The sequence below is a fragment of the Lentzea xerophila genome (assembly GCF_051094245.1).
Taxonomy (GTDB): domain Bacteria; phylum Actinomycetota; class Actinomycetes; order Mycobacteriales; family Pseudonocardiaceae; genus Lentzea; species Lentzea xerophila.
This window is the reverse complement of record NZ_CP194934.1, coordinates 1541762-1558421: the sequence shown is the minus strand read 5'-3', so window position 1 is coordinate 1558421 and position 16660 is coordinate 1541762. Positions and strand designations below refer to the sequence as shown.

General features: G+C 69.8%; 16 protein-coding genes. 3 read left to right on the top strand and 13 right to left on the bottom strand.

What is annotated here, in order from left to right:
- Positions 1-2: 2 nt before the first annotated feature.
- The 8 genes from ACRSBM_RS07675 to ACRSBM_RS07640 form a co-directional block, all read right to left on the bottom strand.
- Positions 3-1772 carry a VgrG-related protein gene (locus ACRSBM_RS07675; RefSeq protein ID WP_434441098.1) on the bottom strand — a complete coding sequence of 590 codons (1770 nt, stop codon included), beginning with the start codon at positions 1770-1772 and terminating at the stop codon, positions 3-5.
- Positions 1765-2499, bottom strand: a complete 735-nt coding sequence (locus tag ACRSBM_RS07670; RefSeq protein ID WP_434441095.1) for a peptidase M23 — start codon at positions 2497-2499, stop codon at positions 1765-1767. The genes ACRSBM_RS07675 and ACRSBM_RS07670 overlap by 8 nt, the downstream gene beginning before the upstream one ends.
- Positions 2496-2924, bottom strand: a complete 429-nt coding sequence (locus ACRSBM_RS07665) for a phage tail protein (protein ID WP_434441092.1) — start codon at positions 2922-2924, stop codon at positions 2496-2498. The genes ACRSBM_RS07670 and ACRSBM_RS07665 overlap by 4 nt, the downstream gene beginning before the upstream one ends.
- Positions 2925-2933: 9 nt before the next feature.
- Positions 2934-3539 (bottom strand): hypothetical protein, encoded by a 606-nt coding sequence (locus ACRSBM_RS07660; RefSeq protein ID WP_434441089.1) that lies wholly within the window; start codon positions 3537-3539, stop codon positions 2934-2936.
- Positions 3540-5395: 1856 nt separating this feature from the next.
- Positions 5396-5551, bottom strand: a complete 156-nt coding sequence (locus tag ACRSBM_RS07655; protein WP_434441086.1) for a DUF6760 family protein — start codon at positions 5549-5551, stop codon at positions 5396-5398.
- On the bottom strand, positions 5548-5916 hold the full coding sequence (locus ACRSBM_RS07650; protein ID WP_434441083.1) for a hypothetical protein: 369 nt from the start codon (positions 5914-5916) through the stop codon (positions 5548-5550). The genes ACRSBM_RS07655 and ACRSBM_RS07650 overlap by 4 nt, the downstream gene beginning before the upstream one ends.
- 11 nt (positions 5917-5927) lie before the next feature.
- On the bottom strand, positions 5928-6371 hold the full coding sequence (locus tag ACRSBM_RS07645; RefSeq protein ID WP_434441080.1) for a phage tail protein: 444 nt from the start codon (positions 6369-6371) through the stop codon (positions 5928-5930).
- A 15-nt stretch (positions 6372-6386) separates the two neighbouring features.
- Positions 6387-7901: a phage tail sheath family protein gene (locus ACRSBM_RS07640; RefSeq protein WP_434441077.1), complete on the bottom strand. Its 1515-nt coding sequence runs from the start codon at positions 7899-7901 to the stop codon at positions 6387-6389.
- 239 nt (positions 7902-8140) lie between these two features.
- On the opposite strand from ACRSBM_RS07640, the gene ACRSBM_RS07635 reads away from it, so the two are divergent.
- The 3 genes from ACRSBM_RS07635 to ACRSBM_RS07625 are packed head-to-tail and all read left to right on the top strand — an operon-like array spanning position 8141 to position 11674.
- Positions 8141-9499 (top strand): CBM96 family carbohydrate-binding protein, encoded by a 1359-nt coding sequence (locus tag ACRSBM_RS07635; RefSeq protein ID WP_434441074.1) that lies wholly within the window; start codon positions 8141-8143, stop codon positions 9497-9499.
- Between the two features lie 19 nt (positions 9500-9518).
- Entirely contained in the window at positions 9519-10721 is a 1203-nt protein-coding gene (locus ACRSBM_RS07630) for an MFS transporter (protein ID WP_434441071.1), read from the top strand.
- Positions 10718-11674 carry a TolB family protein gene (locus ACRSBM_RS07625; RefSeq protein WP_434441068.1) on the top strand — a complete coding sequence of 319 codons (957 nt, stop codon included), beginning with the start codon at positions 10718-10720 and terminating at the stop codon, positions 11672-11674. The genes ACRSBM_RS07630 and ACRSBM_RS07625 overlap by 4 nt, the downstream gene beginning before the upstream one ends.
- A gap of 5 nt (positions 11675-11679) precedes the next feature.
- Here the strand turns inward: ACRSBM_RS07625 and ACRSBM_RS07620 are convergent, their stop codons facing one another.
- From ACRSBM_RS07620 to ACRSBM_RS07600, 5 genes are all read right to left on the bottom strand, one after another.
- Entirely contained in the window at positions 11680-12306 is a 627-nt protein-coding gene (locus tag ACRSBM_RS07620; RefSeq protein ID WP_434441065.1) for an eCIS core domain-containing protein, read from the bottom strand.
- Positions 12281-14269, bottom strand: a complete 1989-nt coding sequence (locus ACRSBM_RS07615; RefSeq protein WP_434441062.1) for an ATP-binding protein — start codon at positions 14267-14269, stop codon at positions 12281-12283. The genes ACRSBM_RS07620 and ACRSBM_RS07615 overlap by 26 nt, the downstream gene beginning before the upstream one ends.
- On the bottom strand, positions 14266-14892 hold the full coding sequence (locus tag ACRSBM_RS07610; protein ID WP_434441059.1) for a DUF4255 domain-containing protein: 627 nt from the start codon (positions 14890-14892) through the stop codon (positions 14266-14268). The genes ACRSBM_RS07615 and ACRSBM_RS07610 overlap by 4 nt, the downstream gene beginning before the upstream one ends.
- 101 nt (positions 14893-14993) lie before the next feature.
- The gene (locus tag ACRSBM_RS07605; protein ID WP_434441056.1) at positions 14994-15200 is read right to left on the bottom strand and encodes a hypothetical protein; all 207 of its coding nucleotides are present in this window, start codon (positions 15198-15200) and stop codon (positions 14994-14996) included.
- Positions 15201-15382: 182 nt separating this feature from the next.
- Complete coding sequence (locus tag ACRSBM_RS07600) at positions 15383-16654, bottom strand: ABC transporter substrate-binding protein (RefSeq protein ID WP_434441054.1); 1272 nt, start codon at positions 16652-16654, stop codon at positions 15383-15385.
- Between the last annotated feature and the right edge of the window lie 6 nt (positions 16655-16660).

Below are 16660 nucleotides of genomic sequence, written 5' to 3'. Positions count from 1 at the left end.
TCTTAGTTGATCTTGACGATCGCGCCCTTGACGGTGAGCGGGCCACCGGCCGTGACCTCCGTCTGCGCTTGGCCGGCGATCTTGACCTGGGCGCCCTCCGCCTTGAGCTCGGCCTGCGCCGTGACGGACACCTTCTGTCCCTTGAGCTCCAGCGGGCCCGCGCCGGCGTCGACGGTGATGCCGTTGCGCGCCTTGACGCTGATGGACTTGCCGCTGGTGATCTCGATGTGCTGCGCCTTCTGGTCGAGCCTGACGACGAACTTCCCGTCACCGCTGGAGATCAGGACGCCGTCGTCCTCGACGAACTCGACCCGGTGCCCCCTCCGGCTCACGAACCCGCGCGCCGCGATCTCGCCGCTGGAGCCGTCGACCACGGGTTTGCCGAGCTTGGGAGGTTTGTCCTTGCCGTTGTGGAGGCCGCCGAGCACGTACGGCGCGTCGAACTCGCCGTGCTCGAAGCCGACCAGCACCTCGTCGCCGACCTCGGGCAGTACCACCGTGCCGCGGTTCGCCCCGGCACCCTGCTGCACCGTGCGCGCCCAGACGCTGGTGAGATCCTTTGCCAGCCAAGGGAAGTTCACCTGGACGCGGCCGAGTCGCAGCGGGTCCTTGGCGTTCGTGACGATGGCGGGGACGAGTCCGTTGAGCGGCCTGTCCTTCGCGTTGTGGACCAGTCCGTAGAGCGAGCGTTCCTGCCTGCCCGACACGGTGAACTCCGTGGTGTAGTCGGTGTGCTCGGCGAACAGGTGCCTGGTGCTGGTGAGGGTGTACTTGCCCTGGAACGGTTCGCCGACGTTGGTGAGCGCGACCGCGGTGCCCGCCTTGAGCAGCGGGTTTCCCCTTGCCACACCGGTGAGTTCCGCGCAGGAGCCGCCGAGCTGGGCCGCGAGCGCCTCCGCCGCCGCCTTGGCCTCGGCGTGCGTCCGGTAGGGCTGCCCGGCCTCGAGGTGAGGTGGCGCCTTGAACCTGTTCGCGAGCGCCACGGGATTCGCCTGCGCGACCTCGACTCCCGCCGTGGTCGGTGCCGCCGTCGCGAGGACCTCCTGCTTGTTCTCGAAGTCCCAGCCCCTGACCTGCACCTCGGGGACCTGGCCCGCGGTCGTGATGCCGGCCCTGAGCGCGACGAGCGTGCTGTGCATCTCGAGAACGAGCGGGTCCGACTTGGCCTTGGCCTTCACGTTCGGCGCCGTGGCCGGTGGTTCGGGCAGCGTGAAGCCGAGCTTGCCGTCCCTGACCGCGATCTGCGCGCCGACGGTGCGGGCCAGGCGGCTCAGGAAGTCCCAGTCGCTGACGTTGTCCTGGCTGAGCTGCGTGTCCGGGCGGCCGCCGAAACCCGGCACGTTGTCGATCTCGCCCGCTGCGATGCCCGCGCGTGCGGCGACTTTCCTGACGACGTCCGCGACCGTCATGTTCGGGTAGACAGCGACGCGCCTGCCGCGGAACAGCCGGTGCGCCTCGTCGTAGCCCCGCACCTCGGTGAACGTGCCCTGCGCGTCGAGCTCGACGCCGACCGCCGTGATCTCACCGCTCATCAACGGTTTCGGCCCGCCGGGGTCGGCGGTCTGCACCTTGAGCACGGCCCGCGCGCCGATCTTGAACCCGCCCTTGGCGAGCACGACGTGGCCGGGGTCGCGGAACCGCAGCACGAACATGTCGGGCAGGTTGCGGCTGTCGTCGACGTAGGCGTAGGTCAGCAGCAGCTTGACGTCCGCGGGCAGCGCCTTGCCGTCGACCTCGATGGTGAGGTTGTTGGAGAAGCTCTCGTTAGCCATGCTCGATCTCCTCCAGCGCCGGAACGAGGACGGTCGTGCCGAGCCTGAGCCGCATCGGGTCGTCGATCTCGTTGGCCTCGGCGATGTGGCGCCACAGCTCGGGGCTGCCGTACGCCTGGTACGCCAGGCTTTGCAGCGAGTCGCCGGCCGTGAGCGTGTGCGAGTTCCTGGCCGCCAGCGCGCCGCTGGTCGGGTTCTGCCCGCCGGGTTCACCGCTGACCTCCTCCAGGTTGACCGTGCAGAGCGCCCTGACCGGCATGCCGCCGGGGGTGAAGAGCGTGTACTTGGCCGTGACACTGGAGACGTAGCTCGGGAAGCCGGTCGTGGTGCCCCACTTGAAGATGACCCACGGCGGACTGCCCTTGCCGTTCTGCCGGGAGTCCTTTGTGGGCACGGTGAGGTTGAAGAGCTGCTCGACCTTCTTGATGGTCGCGTCGCCCATAGTGTCCGTGGAGTCGAGGAAGATCTCCAGTGCGAGCTTGGCCGGTTCGGCCCCTTTGAACTCGGGCACGCCCGCCTTGGCCGCGTTGGGCTGCGTCTGCCGCTGCCACTTGGCGTTCTTGGCGAGCGTGAGCTCCTTGGGGTTGAACTGGAACTTGATCTCGTCGAGCTGCGCCCCCGGCTTCTGCAGCCCACCCGGCTTGGGCGGCTCGTGCACGGTGAGGGACGCGTGCTCCATCTTCTTGGACGTGGTGGCCGAGCCCGCGCTCGTGAACGTGACGGTCATCGCGCGTCCAGAAACCCGTGGTGCGCCAGCTCGAGCGTCTCGGTGGCGACCTTGGTCTGCTCCGCGCTGAGCTGCGGCCCGGTCCACCTGACCGGCACCACCTCGGCGAGCGACCAGCTGGCAATCGTCTTACCCTCCAAGGTTTTCGCCTCGATGACCGCGGTCCTGCGCTTGACGCCCGCCGCCATGCCCGCGATCCAGTTCGTGATCTTCTGGCTGTCGCTGGTGACCGGCCTGCTCAGCTTCACGTTGGGGTACTTGATGCGCGTGGGCAGCTGCCACACCATCCCGTTGTTGCCGCCCTCCTCACGCTGCTCGATGACGAACTCGCACCCGAGCCCCTCACAGCTGTTGAAGGACCCCAGGTCGTCCTTGTCCACCGACACGCTGAAGCAGACGGCGACGGCTTCCTCCAGTGCGGTCATGGCACGTCCTCACAGGTCGGTGAGCGCCCCGCGACGCTCACGGTCGAGCCACAGATCGGCCTTGAGCCGGCGCAGCAGCGGGTCGTACAACTTCCTGAGCAGCTCTTCGGCGTTCTGGGGCGGCGCCGCGGCGTTCTGGGCCGGTGCCGCGCCGTTCTGGGCCGGTGCCGCGCCGTTCTGGGCCGGTGCGGGGCTTTCCGTTATGGGCTCGGCTGTTCGCTGCACTTCCACCACCTGGACGGCCGTCTCTGGGGCATGTTCGGGGTGTTCAGGTTCGGTGGCTCGCTGCACGACCGGCATGTTCGGGGTGTTCGGGGTACTCGGGATCGCCGCTTCTCTTCGTTGCACTACAGGGGGTGCGGGTCGGAGCCGCTCAACGCGGTGCTGCACCGCCGTGTCGCCTGCCCGCTGCACGACCGGCTTGGCGTCCGGCACCATCGACTGACCGCCTGTGCCGACCAGCGGCGCCATGGCGGCCTCGGTGTCAGCGGTGCGTTGCACGTTCGGCCGCACGACAGGCTTGCCGTCCGACACCATCGCCTGGGTGACGGTCCCGACCAACGGCCGCTCCTCTGCCCTGGCGGTGCCGGTCGCGCCGTCGGCGGCCCGCTGCACCAGAGGGCCGGTGGGTGCGTGGGCTCCGATCGGTGGCGCTGTGCCTGACCCGGCATCAGACGCCGGTTGCGCGACAAGCCCAGCAGACGCCTCGTGCCTGCCTGCTCCGGCCGGCGTTGCGGCGGTGGGCTCGGGGGCTCGTTGCAGGACAGGCCGGGTGAGCGATGGGTCTGGCTGGGCCGGGAGGGCCGCTGCGGGCTCGGGTGGGGTTGCGAGGTCGGGGGCACGTTGCAGGACCGGCTTGGCGAGCGGTGGGTCTGCCTGGCTGACGGTCCTGGAGGGCGGGGCGGGTGCTGGGCCGGCTGGCTCGGAGGGCCGGGCGGGTGCTGGGCTGACAGGCTCCGCGGGCAGCGGCGAGGTCTGCCCGGCGGGTCCCGCGGTTGGCGGTTCTGGTTGGCCGGCGGGCCTGGGTGAGGGTGCCGGGTGGCCGGGCTCGGCGGAGCGTTGCAGCAGCGGGGAGATCGGTTCGCCCAGTCCCAGCCTTCTCGGACGGGTGGGCGGCTGCGCCGGGCGAAGCTGGTCAGCGGAGGTGGAGCGTTGCACGGCGGCGGGTTCGCTCGGGAGAGCGGCCGCCGACCGGGTCAGCCCGAGCAGCGGCGCAGCGGCTTCCACCGGCTCGGCGGCGGCATGAGGCGCCGAACCGGCATCGGTGTGAGGCGCCGAGGTGGCGTCGATGCGGGAGACCAGCATGGGTGGTGACGCGACATCCGGCGCCACCGCCCGGCTGGATGGCGGTGGGACATCCGGCCCGACCGTCCGACTGGACGTCGGTGTGGCAGCCGGCCCGACCGGCGGGTTGGACAGCAGTGCGACATCCGACCCGGCCGGCGAACTGGACGATCGGCTGACATCCGGCCCTACCGCCCGGCTGGACGGTGGTGTGACGTCCGGCCCGGCCGGTGAGCCGAGCAGGGGTGCGGTGGCTGCCTCGTCCGCGATGCTGCGGGACAGGACCATGGGCGGGCCGTCCGTCGGAGCGGGCGGTGGTGCGAAGTCCGTCTCCGGGACCGAACCAGGTGGCACCGCACCTGTCTTGACCATCGGGCTGGGTGCTGGCGAAGCATCCGTCCCCGCCACCGGACTGGCGACCTGCGCGCCCCGCGCCGGGGCCACCGGGCCGGCGACCTGCGCTGCCTGCACCCCTACCGTCGGGGTGGCGGCCTGCGCAGCCTGCACCCCTACCGTCGGGGTGGCGGCCTGCGCGGCGTCCGCTGTGAGCACAGGCTTGGAAGGCGGCGAGGCCTCCACCTCGACCGCACGACTGACGACCTGCCCGGACTCCACCCCAACCACCGGACTGGCGGCTCGCGCGGATTCCGGTCCCACCACGGGGCTGACAGCCAAAGTAGCCGGCGCGGCATCCACCCCAGCTGCCGAACTGGCAACCTGCCCGGTCTCCTCCCCCACCACCGGACCGGCAACCTGCGCGGCCTCCGCCTCCACCGGACGAGCGACCGGCCCAGCCTCCACCACCCCACCTGCCGAGCCCAACGACGGAGCGGGCGTGCGCTGGACCGGGCGCGAGCCGGCCGGATCAACGCTGCGAGACACCACCGGAGGAGAGGCGGCAACAGGAGTGGCCACATCCGCGATCGCGCCGGAAGGCTCCGACGGCCCAACGGCGTGAGCCAGAGGGGCCAGAAAAGACGGGTTCTGCCAAGCCGTCAACCGGCCGGAGAACGCCGACACCGGGTTGATCAACGGATGCGGTGCGACAACACGCTGCAAGGGCGGCAGGGTCCGCCAGTCGGAGCGGACGACGGGAAGCGTGGCGACAGCACGCCGCCGCCGAAAGGGCCACACGACCAACCCACCTCCCCACAAACGACCCGAGCAACAAACCCAAGAACCAACCCTCAACCAGCAGAGATCCGAGTGTTGATCCGGCCGATCTCCTCCACGTACCGCAACCGCTCGGCGTGCTCCAGGTCCACAATGGAGTCGAGCGACCAGTGGAAGTGGTAGGCGACGTACGCGACCTCCGAGTAGAGCCGGTCCGGCGCGTACGTCACGATTCCCCCAAACGCCCACCCGCGATGTCGACCTCGAACCCATGTCCGCAGGAAGGGCACAAGACGGCGGAACGTGTGTGTCCCTCGCTGTTGATCCGGCGGTACATGTCCTGCAGGAAAGCCAGATCAGCGGCGAACAGGTTCTCGATGATGCCCGCGTGCACGTCGGTCACGGAGCCCAGCCGCACGACCACCCGGCCCAGCAGGACCACGGTCAGGTAGGCGGAGTTCTCGCGGACGCGGTCGTCCCGCAACGGGATCAGCTCGTCGCGGGCCGTCGCCAGCCGCATCACGCCTGAGCGGTGCACCGCCCCCGAGTCGTCCACGTAGCCGCGGGGGAGCTCGAACGCGAACTCCGTCTGCATGGACAAAGTTCTCACTCGACTTCCATCTCCTCGTAGGTGACCGTGAGCTTCTCGGTCAGCACGGAGGTGTCGCCGGCCTTCAGCGTGCCGATCTCGAGCGACTTGGGCCAGGCGCGCATGATCTTGTAGCGCTTGATGGCCTCGCCCTCGTAGTCGTAGACGACGACCACGCCGTTCTTGCGGGCGACGCCCATCTTGCCGAAGCGGGAGTCCTTCACCCACTTCTCGAAGGAGTTGTCGGCGGTCAGACCCCGGGTGAAGACGACCTCGCCCGCCTTGATGCGGCCGGGCAGCTTCTTCACGACGTACTTGCCGTCGGCCATGTTCTGCTTGAGCTCGATGACGTCCTGTTCCATCTTCAGGCCGGTCACCTCGGAGATCTGTTTGATCGTGATGCCGTCGACCTCCAGGCCGAACGAGTGGCCTACCGACGTGTCGAGATCGGGGAGTGCCATGTCGATGAACCGCCTTTACTCGTTGACCAGACTGGTGCCGCCCTGCAGCTGGGCGAGCCGGAAGATGACGAACTCCGCGGGCTTCACCGGTGCGACGCCGATCTCGCACACGACCTGGCCGAGGTCGATGCCCTCGGCGGGGTTGGTCTCGCGGTCGCACTTGACGTAGAACGCCTCGTCGGGCGTCAGGCCGAACAGCGCGCCCTTGCGCCACTCCATCACCAGGAACGCCGCGATGGTGCGGCGGATGCGGGCCCACAGGGCGTCGTCGTTCGGCTCGAAGACGACCCACTGCGTTCCGTCCAGAATGGACTCTTCTAGGTAGTTGAAGAGCCGCCGGACGTTCAGGTAGCGCCACGCCGGGTCGGAGGACAGCGTGCGGGCGCCCCACACGCGGATGCCGCGGCCGGTGAACGAGCGGATGCAGTTCACGCCGATCGGGTTCAGCAGTTCCTGCTCGGCCTTGGTGAGCTGCGTCTGCAACGCCACGGCGCCGCGCACGGTCTCGTTCGCCGGGGCCTTGTGCACGCCGCGGGTCGCGTCCGTGCGCGCCCAGACTCCCGCCATGTGGCCCGACGGGGGAACGAAGACGTTGTCCGATGTGGACGGATCGTAGACCTTGATCCAGGGGTAGTAGAGGGTCGCGTACTTCGAGTCGTAGCCCGCCTCGACCTGCTTGAAGTTCTTCACCTGGTCCGGCGTGAGGTCCGGCGGCGGGTCGAGGATCGCCATGCGGTCGCCCATGAGCTCGCAGTGCGCGATCATGGCCGCCTGCACGGTCTTCACGCCCTCCAGCGTCATCAGCCCGCGCTGGTAGGAGCTCATCAGGTCCGGCACCGAGACCATCGTGATCTCGTCGACGGCCTCCAGGCCGCCGAAGCCGGTGCGGTCGGCGACGTCGCCCACGTAGTCGTCCGCCACGACCTTGCGCGGTGCCGGCGGTGGGGTGGGTGCCTCGCGCAACGCCACGGAAGCCTTGTCCGGCTTCGCGAGCGAGGCTCCGGCGACCTCCTCGATCGTGATCAGCTTGGAGGCGGTGTTCACGACGGTGACGACGTGCTCCTTGCCGCGCTTGGCGGAGACCTGGTGGGTCTCGACGACCTTGCCGTTGTCCTTGACCAGCAACGAGAAGCGGTCGTCCTGCGCGTTCTCCCCCGCCGGGTCGCCGACCTCGACGGAGAGCGTTCCGGCGCCGAGCTCGCGAGCCGAGACCCGGTAGCCGCCGAGTTGAGCCTGCGCACCGGCGGGCAGGGCCTTCGCGGACTTCTCGCCGCCGACGCGCACGATGTAGCAGTTGGTGCCGCCGTTGAGGAAGTAGCCGTAGACCGCGAGCGGCAGGTAGCAGCCTTCCGCGAAGTCGCCGAACTTCTCGGTGTACTGCGCCCAGTTCGAGACCAGCGTCGGTGTGTTGTAGTCACCCTTGGCCGCGAAACCGACGAACGCGGCGACGGCGGTGCCCACGCCCTCGATCGGGCGGGCACCTGCCTCCACCTCCTCGACGTACACGCCCGGCGAGAGATAGGTGGGCATCGACGGCCTCCCAAGTCGTACGGAACCCTGTGCGACTCATGCTGGAGCGGCCGGGCAGAACCCGGCACGACCACGCGACGGTGCTGGAGGGAGCCGGTGGCTGCCCGAAGGGGCAGTCACCCCTGGGAGGGGTTTTCCCACCGTTCACCCAACTGCCGCCGAAGGATCATTGGTGACCGAACCACCGCGCCCCTACTCTCGCCGACGGCCCATGTCCGCCCACCACACCAAGGACAGGCATGTCACGTCGCAGGGCTCCCCTAGCCGTGCTCTCCACCGTCATCGTCACGGCGGCCACGCTCACCGCCTCCACCGCGGCCCACGCCGCCACGATCACGTTCACCCCCACCGCCGACACGTACGTCGACAGCACCGCCACCGGCACGAACCACGGCACGTCGAGCCAGCTCGGCATCGACAACTCGCCGGTCAAGCGGTCGTTCCTCAAGTTCACCGTCTCCGGCACCAGCGGCGCGGTCAGCAGCGCCAAGCTGCGCCTCCACACCGACAACGTCTCCGGCGCCGAGAGCCCGAACGGCGGCACGTTCCGGTCGATGTCCAACGTCAGCTGGACCGAGACGTCCGTGACCTGGAACAACCAGCCCGCCGTCGACGGCGCCACCCTCGGCTCGCTCGGGTCGGTGGTCCGCAACGCCTGGTACGAGGTCGACGTCACGAGCTACGTCACGGGCAACGGCACGTTCAGCATCGGCATCACGTCCGGCAGCTCGGACGGCGCCGACTACGACTCACGGGAGAGCGGCTCCACCGCGCCGCAGCTCGTGGTCACCAGCGGAACGACGCCGCCGCCCGGCGACCCGGTCTGGGTCGGCGCGGGCGACATCGCCGACTCCGGTTCCGGTGACACCGCGACGGCCGCGCTGCTGGACAACATCCAGGGCACCGTCTGGACCACGGGCGACAACGTCTACCCGGACGGCACCGCCTCGCAGTTCTCCACCTACTACGAGCCCACGTGGGGCCGGCACAAGGCACGCACCAGGCCTTCGCCCGGCAACCACGACTACCACACCAGTGGCGCGACGGGGTACTACAACTACTTCGGGGCGCAGGCCGGGCCGTCGGGCAGGGGCTACTACTCCTACGACCTCGGCAACTGGCACATCGTGTCGCTGAACTCCAACATCAGCATGTCCGCGGGCAGCGCGCAGGAGCAGTGGCTGCGGCAGGACCTCGCGGCGAGCACGAAGCCGTGCACCGCGGCGTACTGGCACCACCCGCTGTTCACCAGCGGTGCCAACCACTCGCCGTCGACGGCCACCAGGCCGTTGTTCCAGGCGCTGTACGACTACAACGCGGACGTGGTCGTCTTCGGCCACAACCACCAGTACGAGCGGTTCGCCCCGCAGAACCCCAGCGGCGCGCTGGACAACTCGCGCGGCATCCGGACGTTCGTCGCGGGCATGGGCGGCGCGGGCGCGTACGGCTTCGGCACGATCAAGCCGAACAGCGAGACCCGCAACACCGGTACTCGCGGCGTCCTGAAGTTCACGTTGCACGACAACAGCTTCGACTGGCAGTTCGTCCCCGAGGCGGGCAAGACCTACACCGACAGCGGCACCACGAACTGTCACTGACGGGCTGCTGGAGGCCGGCGTGTACCTGTCCACCATCGACAAACCCAAGACGGCGAACTGGAAAGGGCTGAGCGGCAACGTCTTCGCGCTCGGCACGGTCAGCCTCATCACCGACGTGTCGTCGGAGATGGTGGCCGCGATCCTGCCGCTGTACCTGGTCATCGGCCTCCAGCTCAGCCCGGCCGCGTACGGGCTGATCGACGGCGTCTACACCGGCGCCACGACTCTGCTCAGACTCGCCGGCGGCTACCTCGCCGACCGGACCAACCGGCGCAAGGCCGTCGCGGGCTTCGGCTACGGCATCTCCGCCGGGGCCAAGCTCGGGCTGCTGGCGGCGGGCAACTCCCTGACCGCGCTGGGGCTCGTGATCACCGCGGACCGCGCGGGCAAGGGCCTGCGCACGGCACCCAGAGACGCTCTGATCACTCTCTCCACCCCCAGCGGTGACCTGGGCCGGGCGTTCGGTGTGCACCGGGCGATGGACGGCATCGGCGCGTTCGCCGGACCGCTGGTCGCCATGGCCGTGCTCGCCGCCTCGGCCCAGTCGTTCGACGCGGTGTTCGTCACCAGCTTCTGCATCGCCGCGTTCGGCGTGCTCGTCCTCGTGCTCTACGTGCGCGACCGGCCGGAACCCGTGCAGCGCAGGGAACCCCTCAAGCTCGCGTTGCTCAAGGACCCGGCCGTCCGCAGGATCGTGCTGGCCGCGTCGTTGCTCGGCCTGGTCACGATCGGCGACGGGTTCGTGTACCTGTTGCTGCAGAAGCGGGAGGGCCTGGCCTTCGGCTGGTTCCCGTTGCTCGCCGTCGGCACGAGCCTGGTCTACCTGCTGCTCGCCGCACCGCTGGGCGCGCTCGCCGACAGGATCGGCCGGCTCAAGGTCATGCTGGCGGGCTACGGCGCGCTGACCCTCGTCTACCTGTTGCTGCACGGACCGATCGGCGGCTGGCCGCTGCTGGCCGCGGTCGTGCTGCTCTACGGCGTCTTCTACGCCGCGACGGACGGCGTGCTGATGGCGCTGGCAGGTCCGGTCCTGCCGGAAAGCCTGCGCACCACCGGCATCGCGCTGATCCAAAGTGGACAGGCGCTCGCCTACCTCGGCTCGTCCGTGCTGTTCGGCCTCGCCTGGCAGTTCTTCAGCCCCGAGGCCGCCACCAGGGCCGCCGCTGTCGCGGTCGTCCTCGCCCTGATCACCACCGCCGCTCTGCTGGGACGCCGCTCATGAACCCCCGCCTGCTGATCACGCTGACCGCCGCCGTGCTGCTCGGAGGTGTCGCCGTCGGTTACACCGCGCTGTCCGGTGCCGCTCCGGAGGACGCCGCGCAGTCCGTTCCCACCGGCGCCGGACCAAGGTTGATGGTTTTGAGCAACGGCAAGCTCTCCACCGTCGCGCGCTCCGATCCGGCCGGGTCGCGGGAGGTCACCGAACAGCGCTGCGACCGCGTGTACTCCGCCGCCGGAACCATCTCGTGCCTGCGTCCGGTCGGTGCTCTCAAAGCAGGTGAACTGGCCGTGCTCGACAGCGACCTGAAGGAACTCAGGACGGTGCCACTGACCGGGTTCCCGAACCGCACCCGCGTGTCCGCCAGCGGCCGGATGGTGGCGTGGACGCTGTTCGTCGACGGGCATTCCTACGCCGCCAACGGGTTTTCCACGAGCACCGGCATCCTCGACACGAAGACCGGCGCGCTGGTGCCGTCGCTGGAGGAGTTCACCGTCGAGGGCATGCCGCAACGCCCGGTCGACACGAACTACTGGGGCGTCACCTTCACCGCCGACGACAACCGCTTCTACGCCACCATGTCCACCGGCGGGCACCGCTACCTGCTCGAAGGCGACTTCGCGGCACGCAGGATCCGCCCGCTCAAGGACCTGGACAACGTCGAGTGCCCGTCGCTGTCCCCCGACGGCACCCGCATCGCCTACAAGAAGGCGGTCGGCGGCGACCCGCAACAGGGCTGGCGGGTGTCCGTGCTCGACCTTGCCACCAGGAAGATCACCGAACTCGCCGAGACCCGCAGCATCGACGACCAGCCGGCCTGGGTCGACGACAGGACCGTCGCGTACGGCATCCAGCGCGACGACGGCCTGAACGACGTGTGGGCCGTACCGGCGGACGGCACCGGCACGCCCGCGATCCTCGTCCCCGAGGCCAGCTCACCGGCTCCGATCAGCTAGGACTCTCACTCGGCGGCGGCCTCTTCTTCCTCCTCGGCCCGCTGCACGTAGGTCTGGGCGGTCTCCTCCTCCTCGGGCGCCTCCTCACGCTGCACAGAGGGGGCGGACATCAGGCGGTCGGCGTTGGCGACGGCCTCGCGCTCGAACCGGTCGGACGGGCTGCTGACCTTCACGCCACCACCGGTGTCCGTGCCCTCCACCGGCCCGGACCGCTGCTGCACCACGTGCGTCAGCTCGTGCGCCAGCATGTGCTTGCCGGAGTCCGAGGACGGGTCGTACTTGTCGCGCTGGAACACGATGTTCGACCCGACGGTGTAAGCGTGCGCGTTCACCGACTTGGCGGACTCGTGCGCGTCGGATCCGGTGTGCACCCGCACGTCGGAGAAGTCCTGCCCGAAGCGGCCTTCCATGTCCTCACGCACATCGGCGTCCAGCGGCGACCCGCCGGACGAGACGACGTCGCCGACGCTGGCGTTGCCCACGGCCCGTTGCAGGCCAAGCACGCCCGAAGGTCCGAGCACGTCAGGGCGCCCGGCGACGGCCGCACGGCCCATCAGGTCGGTCTCCTCCTGAGGCAGCCGGTCGCCCTTGGGGCGCAACGATGTCTCATGCTCGTGTTCGTGCCCGCGCATCACAACCTTCTCTCTCCGTGGCGAGTTCGAAATAGCGGCCGAACTCCCGTTCGCCCACCAGCCGGCCGAGCTTGCGGTACTCCCGCGCGACGGCCCCGATCAGCTCGACCATCCCGACCACGTGCCCGGCCGCGGCCGCCAGGTAGGCCGCGGTCACCGCCGCCGACCGGATGTGCCCGCCCGCCAGCTCGAAGGACGCCGCCAGGAAGTCGAGGTCCACATCGGACGACCGCGGCACCGCGCCGCCCAGGCAGCGGTCCCACAGCCCGCGCCTCAGGTCCGCGTCGGGCAACGGGAAGTCCACGATCACGTCTAGGCGGCGGGTGAAGGCGTCGTCGAGGTTCGCCCGCAGGTTCGTGGCCAGCACCGCGATCCCGTCGAACGACTCCATGCGCTGCAACAGGTACGCGCTCTCGATGTTCGCGTACCGGTCGTGTGCGTCACGGACCTCCGAGCGCTTGCCGAAGATCGCGTCGGCCTCGTCGAACAGCAGCACGCCGTTCACGCCGGCCGCCTCGACGAAGATCCGCTCCAGGTTCTTCTCGGTCTCGCCGACGTACTTGTCCACCACCGTCGCGAGGTTGACCGTGTAGAGGTCGAGGCCGAGCGACGCCGCGATCACCTCGGCGGACATCGTCTTGCCGGTACCCGAGTCGCCCGCGAACAGCGCCGTCACACCCCGGCCACGGCCGCCTCCCGGCCGCATGCGCCACTCGTCGATCACGCGGTCGCGGTGCCTCGCCCTGGCCGCGAGCTCGCGCAGCAGTGCTGTGACCGGTGCGGGCAGCACCAGGTCCGGCCAGCCGACGGCCGGTTCGATGCGACGGGCCAGCCTCTGCAGGCCCCCCGCGTTCTGGCTGCGCGCGCCCGCCCGCAGGTGCGTCACGCCGACCAGGCCGTCGTCGGCCAGCGCCGAGACCGTGGCCGCGTTCGCCGCTCTGCTGATCTGCGTGGGCCCCAGCACGAAGTGCGCGGTGACCTCGGCCGGGTCGATACCACCCGCCAGCTTGCCGTCGAGCTCGCCGCGCCACAACGCCACCCGCACGTCGAACGGCACCTGCACCGCGTCGTGCTGCAACGGCGGCATCCGCGTCCAGCGCGGCTCCCACGCTCCGGACCCGTACGCGACCACCGGGATCTCGTCGTGCAGCAACGGATCCAGCGTGAAGCCCGAGTCGACCGGCCCGACGACGATCCCCGCACCCCTGAGCAACGCCTCCCGCGCCACCGCGAGCGGGTCGGTCAGGCGTGGCGCGTCCACCAGCAACGCCGGGAACCCGGCCTGCGCCAGCCCCGCCACGGCCAGTTCCGCCGCGCCACCACCGGGATGCTCGCGCAGGTAGACGAGCCGGACACCGCGCTCGACGCCGCGGGCCAGCCGGTCGGCACCCGGCATCCGCACCGGATCTCCCGGCAGCGTCACGACATCGGCGAGCAGCGGATCCGGCCGGTCGTCACCGAGCAGATGCGCGCCGACCCGGTCCGGCACCCGCAACGACCTGCTCAGCAACGGCCGCTCGGGATCTTCCACGGTGACGAGCCCGCACCGCACGAGCGGACTGCCGGGGTCGAGCCGGGACCGGCCCTGCGGCGCAGCCTCCGCGAGCCCGCACAACCGCAGCGCCAGCCCGACGGTCGCCCGGCGCCGCGTCACGTCGTCGTTCAGGTACCCGTAGAACTGCTCGAACCGGCTGTCGACGTCCGGCGCCAGCGCCACGAGCAGCAGCTCCACGTCCACTTCGGACAGTTGGGCCTTCGCGGCGAGCCGGCCGAGGCGGCCGTCCGCGGTGGTCCCGGTGAACGGCGCGAACGGCTCCCGGCCGTTGTCCAGCAACGCCTCGATGACCTCGTCGGACAGGTACAGCCCGCGGAACGGGTCGTCGGGGTTCGGATCCGTGGCCCGGCGCGCGGCCACCGCCACCCGGATCCGCCGCTCCAGCCCCGCCATCCGCTCGAAGATCATTGCGCCACCTTGCGCATCGACACACCGTCGTCCGAGACGTGGTGCCGCACCCGGTCCGAACCGGTCCGCAGCTCCACGCCCTCCCGCACGGGCGGCCCGGCGGCGAACCTGCGGCCGGACGACACCGGCGCCGACACCACGACGTCCAGCGACGGCTTCAGCTCACCGCCCAGCGCACTCCACACGTCCGCGAACGCGCGATCCTCCGGCGGCGGCAGGGCAACGGTCATCGGCACGGGCAGCGCGAGCTCCGCCAGGGTGCCGCCGAGCAGGCCCGGCGGCACGGCGTCGTACCCGATGAACCCCATGAGCAGGTCCGACAGCAGCCGGTGCTCGTCCTCCGGCCGCTGCGTCCACGCCGTGACGAGGTACGACAGCTTCATGTGCCGCGGCGGCAGATGGCGAGCCGCGACCTGACCTTGCGCGTCGTACTCGTTGAGCAGACCGCGCTGCCGCCGGCGCAGGTCCTCGCGGATGTCGTAGAGGTAGATGTTGACCGTGGGCGCGTTGCGCCGCGCCGCCCAGTCCTTGGTCGGCGCGTCGAACGCGACCTCCAGGTCGGAACCGCGCAACGCCTCGTCCCGCACCAGGCGGCGCAAAGCCTCGTCTACCTCGTGGATCACGTCGTCCACGATCGCGCGCCCCGGCAGCGGGAGCCATCAACGCAGTGGCGTCCCGGCGGGCACGGTTGCCTGCCCCAACGGGCAGCGCCACCACGGTCGGGTCAGGCGGGAAGGGGCTTCATCCGGTCCGGCATGTGGGCGCGGAGGGTGTCGTGCAACGCGGAGACCTCGTCGGCGCACAGCAGAACGGACCCCGTCTCGCACGCCAGCTCCGCCTCGCCGGTGCGCTGGTCGGGCACGTACCGCAGCGACACGTCCGGCACGGAGCACGACTCCGCCTGACGGATCGCGGCCAACAGCTCCGACACCCGTTCGTACCCCAGCCGCGCGCTCCAGCACGACGCGGCAGGGGGACGAACGAACAACCGGAGGCCTCCGGCGGATCGGCGAACCTCGACGCACGACAACACCGCACCAACCTCCTACGACCAGCTCACAGCGAGACTAGCCAGCAAGTGCGGTCAGCAGCGTCGAGTGTCACCCGTTCGGTTCATTGGTAGCAGGGCTTCTCGAACTTGAAATCTTTTGCCGTCGGACCGGTGAAGAACTCCTCGACCAGCGACACTCCGGTCGGGGCAGCGTCGTCGGGCTTGTAGATGAGCGTCTGGCGGAACGCGGCGTCTTGGGGCGAAGCGGCGAAGTTACCCGCACCCGAAGGAAGCATTCCCTCGTAGTCCACCGAGGTGAGCTGGCGCACGGCCGCGAGCACGCCGGCCCGCGTCATGTCCTTGTTCTGCGCGGCCTTCTCCAGTGCCGCCTTCAGCGGGTACGCCCACACCCAACCGGCGGTGTAGCCGTCGTTCGGCGTGACGCCGGGCAGCGCCGCACGCATCGCGGTGTGACCGACGGTCTCGGTGTTCCACGCCTTCCACGGCGCCGACTGCATGTACAACGCCTTGATCGCGGGAGCGGCCGGCGACTTCAGCAGGCCGGGGTTCCACGTCGGCGAGGTGCCGATGAACTTGCCCTGGTACCCGCGGGCCGCGGCCTGACCGATGATCACGGCGGCGTCGGTCGGGCCGGTCGTCAGCACGACCAGATCGGGCTTCTTCGACACCACGGCGTCGATCGCACCGCCCTGGTTGTCCTGACCCGTCTGCGTGGTCACGCTCTCGAACGTCAGCCCGCGCTTCTCGGCGGCGATCTTCGCGCCGGCCGCCGCGTCGTCGCCGTAGTCACCGGCGAGGTGCACGGCCATCACGGACTTCACGCCCATCTTGTCGACGGCATAGTCGACGGTGTTCATCGACTCGACGCAGTAGTTCGCGCCGGACTCCAGCACGACCTCCTCGAAGCCCCACAACGACGTCCAGGACGCCGGCACCGACACCATCTGCGTGCTCTCGAGGTCCGGCAGGATCGCGGCGGTGGTGGGTGAGCCGAGCGTCTGCGTCAGCGCCAGGATGTTGCCCTTGATCTCCTGGTAGACCTGGTTGTGGATCTGCGGGTTGTACTTGTTGTCCTTGACGTACTTGGTGACGTCGACCTCGTAGCCGCCGATGCCGCCCTTGTCGTTCACGCGCTTCCAGAACGCCTTCTGCGCGTCCGTGATCGGCACCGCGAGCGTCTTGAACGGGCCCTCGGTGAGGTCCGAGATGGTGCCCAGGTAGATGCACCCCTTGGACTTGTCGACGGCGTCGGGGCACGCCTCGGACGTGACGCCGACGTCGACCTTGATGCCGCCCGCGCCCTCCTGCGGCGCGGCGCCGTCCCCGCCACGACAGGCCGCAAGAGCGAGAGCTCCTACGAATACGACTGCCAATCTCTT

Coding starts and splice junctions, on each gene's coding strand:
- ACRSBM_RS07675 (WP_434441098.1), bottom strand. CDS start 1,772: ATGGCTAACGAGAGCTTCTCCAACAACCTCACCATCGAGGTCGACGGC.
- ACRSBM_RS07670 (WP_434441095.1), bottom strand. CDS start 2,499: ATGACCGTCACGTTCACGAGCGCGGGCTCGGCCACCACGTCCAAGAAG.
- ACRSBM_RS07665 (WP_434441092.1), bottom strand. CDS start 2,924: ATGACCGCACTGGAGGAAGCCGTCGCCGTCTGCTTCAGCGTGTCGGTG.
- ACRSBM_RS07650 (WP_434441083.1), bottom strand. CDS start 5,916: ATGCAGACGGAGTTCGCGTTCGAGCTCCCCCGCGGCTACGTGGACGAC.
- ACRSBM_RS07645 (WP_434441080.1), bottom strand. CDS start 6,371: ATGGCACTCCCCGATCTCGACACGTCGGTAGGCCACTCGTTCGGCCTG.
- ACRSBM_RS07640 (WP_434441077.1), bottom strand. CDS start 7,901: ATGCCCACCTATCTCTCGCCGGGCGTGTACGTCGAGGAGGTGGAGGCA.
- ACRSBM_RS07635 (WP_434441074.1), top strand. CDS start 8,141: ATGTCACGTCGCAGGGCTCCCCTAGCCGTGCTCTCCACCGTCATCGTC.
- ACRSBM_RS07625 (WP_434441068.1), top strand. CDS start 10,718: ATGAACCCCCGCCTGCTGATCACGCTGACCGCCGCCGTGCTGCTCGGA.
- ACRSBM_RS07620 (WP_434441065.1), bottom strand. CDS start 12,306: ATGCGCGGGCACGAACACGAGCATGAGACATCGTTGCGCCCCAAGGGC.
- ACRSBM_RS07615 (WP_434441062.1), bottom strand. CDS start 14,269: ATGATCTTCGAGCGGATGGCGGGGCTGGAGCGGCGGATCCGGGTGGCG.